This is a genomic window from [Mycobacterium] manitobense (genome assembly GCF_025821665.1).
Taxonomy (GTDB): Bacteria; Actinomycetota; Actinomycetes; order Mycobacteriales; family Mycobacteriaceae; genus Mycobacterium; species Mycobacterium arseniciresistens.
Window position 1 is genome coordinate 1 of sequence record NZ_JACKSJ010000125.1, and the last position, 4,809, is coordinate 4,809.

Below are 4,809 nucleotides of genomic sequence, written 5' to 3' on the forward strand. Positions count from 1 at the left end.
CCGCAGGCCGCGGCGTGCCCGGCGGCCGCGCGGCCGGCGCGACCGCCCACCACCAGGCCTTCGAGCAGGCTGTTCCGCAGGCCGCGGCGTGCCCGGCGGCCGCGCGGCCGGCGCGACCGCCCACCACCAGGCCTTCGAGCAGGCTGTTGGATGCCAACCGGTTCGCGCCGTGCATGCCGGTGCGGGCCACCTCGCCCGCCGCGAACAGGCCGGGCAGCGAGGTGCGGCCTGCGACGTCGGTGATCACGCCGCCACAGCTGTAGTGCGCGCCCGGCACGACCGGAATCGGCTCGCGGACGGGGTCGACGCCTGCCGCGTGGCATGCCGCGGTGACGGTGGGGAACCTGCGCTCGAAGTCGTCGATGCGCCGGGCGTCGAGGAACACGCAGGGGTCACCGGTCTGCCGCAGCCGGTCGTCGATCGCCGCGGCGACCACGTCGCGGGGCGCGAGGTCACCCATCGGGTGCACTCCCGCGGTCACCGGCGCGCCGCTCCCGTCGACGAGGTTCGCACCCTCACCCCGGATCGCCTCGGTGACCAGCGGGCGGCGGCCGCCACCGGGTCCGGTGTACAGCATGGTCGGGTGGAACTGTGTGAACTCGACGTCGCTCACCGCGACGCCCGCCTCCAGTGCCAGCGCGACACCGTCACCGGTCGACCCCTCCGGATTGGTGGTGGCCGAGTAGAGCTGGCCCAGTCCGCCGGTCGCCAGGATCACCGTCGGGGCGTGCACCACGCCGAGGCCGTCGGCGTTGAGCACCAGCAGGCCCGTCACGGCGGCGCCGTCGTGCAGCACCTGCAGCGCGACGTGGTCACGCCGGATGTCGAGGCGGGCCGCCGCCCGGTCGAGCGCACGCTGCACCTCGGCGCCGGTGGCGTCGCCGCCCGCGTGGATGATGCGGCGCCGGGTGTGCCCGCCCTCGCGGGTCAATGCCCAACGCCCGCTTGCGCTCTCGTCGAAGCGGGCGCCGTCGTCGACGAGGTCGGCCACGGCACGGTAGCCGTCGGCGACGATCGACATGACCGCGTCGGGGTCACACAGGCCACCGCCGGCGGCCAGCGTGTCGGCGACGTGGGCGGTCACCGAGTCGTCGGTGTCGGCCAGGCCGTCCGGCAGCACCACCGCGATGCCACCCTGGGCGTAGAAGGTTGCCGTCACCCCTTCGGACTCCGAGGCCTTGCTGAGCACGAGCACCCTGCTACCGCGGCGCTGCGCGGTGAGCGCGGCGACGAGTCCCGCCACCCCGGTGCCGACCACCACGACGTCGGCGCGGACCTGCCACATGCCGCCGCCGCACGCGGTGACACGCTCCTCGCGCAAGCGCTCGTCAGCCGGAGGCGTCATTCCCCGCCGCCGGGCTGACCGATCTCGATCATCCGCTGCACGCTGCGCCGGGCCAGCCGGGCGGTCTCGGGATCGACGTCGACGACATCGGTGCCGTGCGTCAGGCTGCGCAGCAGCGCACCGGCGGTGATCATCTTCATGTACTTGCACGACGCCCGGTCGTTGACGGCCTGGAAGTCGATCTCCGGTGCGGCACGGCGCAACTGGTGCAGCATGCCGACCTCGGTGGCCACCAGCACCTGGCGTGCCTTGGACTCGCGGGCGGCGTCGAGCATGCCACCGGTGGACAGGATCTTCACTCGGTCGGCCGGGAACGACCCTTCGCCCGCGAGATAGAGAGCCGATGTTGCGCAACCGCATTCGGGGTGGACGAACAGCTCCGCATCGGGGTGAGTGCGGGCCTGCTCGGCCAGCTCGTCACCGTTGATCCCGGCGTGCACGTGGCATTCGCCGGCCCACACGTGCAGGTTCGTCCTGCCGGTGACGCGCCGGACGTGGGCGCCCAGGAACTGGTCCGGCAGGAACAGCACCTCGCGGTCCTCCGGGATGGAGGCCACCACCTCGACGGCGTTGGACGACGTGCAGCAGATGTCGGTCAGCGCCTTCACCGCGGCGGTGGTGTTGACGTAGGACACCACCACGGCGTCGGGGTGTTCGGCCTTCCACTCCCGCAGATCGTCGGCGGTGATGGAGTCGGCCAGCGAGCAGCCCGCCCGCTGGTCCGGGATGAGCACCGTCTTCTGCGGCGAGAGAATCTTGGCGGTCTCGGCCATGAAGTGCACGCCGCAGAACACGATCGTGTCCTCGGGCGCCTCCGCGGCGATCCGCGACAGCGCGAGCGAGTCACCCACGTGGTCGGCGACGTCCTGGATCTCGGGCAGCTGGTAGTTGTGCGCCAGCACGGTGGCGCCGCGCTGGCGGGCCAGCCGCCGGATCTCGGCCGCCCACTCCTCGGTGGGCACGACGTCGTCTGCCAAGCTTCCGGAGTGGTCTCCTGCGAACGTCCGGTCCAGAACCGTCACGGTCGCCTCCTTCGATCGGTGAGGTTTTCGACTTATGATCGAAAACATGCCCAATCGTAGCACTGCCCACGAGGTGCTCGCCGTCGTGTTCCAGGTTCGTGGGCTCGACACCCGCCAACCCGCCCTTCACGTGCTGTTATGGCAGCGGGCGCTGGCCCCCGAACGCGGCAGGTGGTCACTGCCGGGCGGGCGGCTCGGCGACGACGAGGACCTGATCAGCTCGGTGCGTCGCCAGCTCGCCGAGAAGGTCGACCTGCGTGAACTCGCTCACCTCGAACAACTGGCCGTGTTCTCCGACCCATCCCGGGTGCCCGGAACCCGCACCATCGCCTCCACCTTCCTCGGCCTGGTGCCCTCCCCCGCCACGCCGGCCCTGCCCGCCGACACGCGGTGGCACCCGGTCAGCGCGCTGCCGGAGATGGCGTTCGACCACGGCCCGATGGTGCAGCACGCCCATGCCCGGCTGGCGGCCAAACTCTCCTACACCAACATCGGATTCGCGTTGTCTCCCAAAGAGTTCGCGCTGTCGACGCTGCGCGACATCTATGGCGCCGCACTGGGCTACCAGGTCGACGCCACCAATCTGCAGCGGGTGCTGGAACGGCGCCAGGTGATCAGCCGCACCGGCACCACCGCACGCTCGGGCAAGAGCGGCGGCCGGCCGCCGGCGCTGTTCCGGTTCGCCGAGTCGCGCTACCGCGTCACCGACGAGTTCGCCGCGTTGCGGCCGCCCGGGTGAGTCGGCTGGCTTCTTAACGACCTCTTAAGGGATAGTGGCCGGATGGACTTGGGCAATGCGGCACGAGACACCGGCGCCGAGTGGATCGGCCAGCCGCTGCACGAGGATGTCGTGCCCCGGACCCGACCGGTCCTCCCGAGCAGGGATCCCTTCTACCAGCCGCCGGCCGGATACGAACACGCCCGGCCAGGCACCGTGCTGCGGTCGCGCGACGTCGAGCTGGCGTTCCTCGGCCTCGTCCCGCAGAAGTTCACCGCGACCCAGCTGCTGTACCGCACCACGTCCATGAACGGCGAGCCGCAGGCCGGCGTCACCACCGTCGTGGTGCCCACGCAGCGCGACACCACGCGGCCCTGTCCGGTGATGTCCTATCAGTGCGCCATCGACGCGGTGGCCGGGCGCTGCTTCCCGTCCTATGCGCTGCGGCGCGGCGCAAAGGCCATCGGCGCGCTGGCGCAGCTCGAATTCCTTCTCATCGCCGCGGCGCTGGCCGAGGGCTGGGCGGTGTCCGTGCCGGACCACGAGGGCGCCGACGGCTTCTGGGGCACTCCGTACGAGCCGGGTTACCACATCCTCGACGGGGTGCGGGCCGCGCAGAACTGCGAGCGCCTCGGCCTCGCGGCCAACGCGCCGGTGGGCCTGTGGGGATACTCCGGCGGCGGCCTGGCCACCGCCTGGGCGGCCGAGGTGTGCGGGGAGTACGCGCCCGAACTCGACGTGGTGGGGGCCGTCCTCGGCTCGCCGGTCGCCGACCTCGGCCACGCGTTCCGCAGGCTCAACGGCAGCTTCTTCTCCGGGCTGCCCGCGATGGTGGTGGCGGCGCTGACGCACACCTTCCCCGAGCTCGACGAGGTGATCCAGAAGCACGCCACCGAAGAGGGCAAGGCGATGCTGCTGCGGATCGAGAAGATGACGACCGCACACGCCGTGCTGCGCTGGATCGGCATGGACATGGGCAACTTCGTCGACGCACCGCTCGAGCAGATCCTGCAGACGCCGCAGGTGCAGGCCGTGTTCGACCGCATCAAGCTCGGCACCGCCGTGCCGACCCCGCCGGTGCTGATCGTGCAGGCGGTGCACGACCGGATCGTGTCGGTCGACGACATCGACGTCCTGATCGAGTCCTACTGCAGCGGCGGCGCCCACGTCACCTACCACCGGGACATGTTCAGCGAGCACATGCTGCTGCACCCGATGTCGGCGCCGATGACGCTGCGCTGGCTGCGCGACCGGTTCGCCGGCCGCCCGCTGAGCGCCCACATGACGCGGACCAAGTGGCCGACGTTGTTGAACCCGTCGACCTACCGCGGCATGCTGCGGCTCGGGGTGATCAGCGCGAAGGTGATTGCGGGCCGACGGGTTGAGCGTCGTCCGCTGTCCCAGTTCGATCAGTAGGCGGTCGACCAGTAGTCGGCCGATCAAAAGTCGGCCGCCGGGCGTCCTGCGGCGGCCATCCGCCCAGGTCGTCGCGCGCGGTGGAGACCGCGGTCAGCGCGTACACCAGCGCCGCGACGGCGGCCGGGAACAGGATCGTCACCAGAACCTGCAGCGGCGAGTGACCGAAGAACACCGCGGGCGCCTCGGTCACGTAGTGCACCCGGTGCTCAGGTGATACCGGGGCGGCGGCGACGTCGACCACGCCGTAGCGCAGCCGCGCGATTCCGGCGCCGACAGCCGCGGCTGCGGCGGCCGCCAGCGCGCAC

5 protein-coding genes are annotated in these 4,809 nt (G+C 71.5%); 2 read left to right on the forward strand and 3 right to left on the reverse strand.

Translation table 11 applies throughout. From position 1 onward, the window contains the following. On the reverse strand, positions 1-1,285 hold a 1,285-nt coding region (locus H7I41_RS15810; RefSeq protein ID WP_264013556.1), incomplete at its 3' end, for an L-aspartate oxidase. Between the two features lie 56 nt (positions 1,286-1,341). After that, positions 1,342-2,367 (reverse strand): quinolinate synthase NadA, encoded by a 1,026-nt coding sequence (gene nadA, locus H7I41_RS15815; RefSeq protein WP_372503755.1) that lies wholly within the window; start codon positions 2,365-2,367, stop codon positions 1,342-1,344. Between the two features lie 73 nt (positions 2,368-2,440). On the opposite strand from nadA, the gene H7I41_RS15820 reads away from it, so the two are divergent. Beyond that, the gene (locus H7I41_RS15820) at positions 2,441-3,106 is read left to right on the forward strand and encodes an NUDIX hydrolase (RefSeq protein WP_302916918.1); all 666 of its coding nucleotides are present in this window, start codon (positions 2,441-2,443) and stop codon (positions 3,104-3,106) included. Between the two features lie 42 nt (positions 3,107-3,148). After that, positions 3,149-4,501 (forward strand): lipase family protein, encoded by a 1,353-nt coding sequence (locus tag H7I41_RS15825; RefSeq protein WP_264013554.1) that lies wholly within the window; start codon positions 3,149-3,151, stop codon positions 4,499-4,501. Here H7I41_RS15825 and H7I41_RS15830 read toward each other — a convergent pair. Further along, on the reverse strand, positions 4,437-4,809 hold a 373-nt coding region (locus H7I41_RS15830; protein WP_264013555.1), incomplete at its 5' end, for a DUF2567 domain-containing protein. The genes H7I41_RS15825 and H7I41_RS15830 overlap by 65 nt on opposite strands.

What these genes read in the sequence shown, in the direction of transcription:
- H7I41_RS15825 (WP_264013554.1), top strand. Translation starts at nt 3,149, where the DNA reads ATGGACTTGGGCAATGCGGCACGAGACACCGGCGCCGAGTGGATCGGC.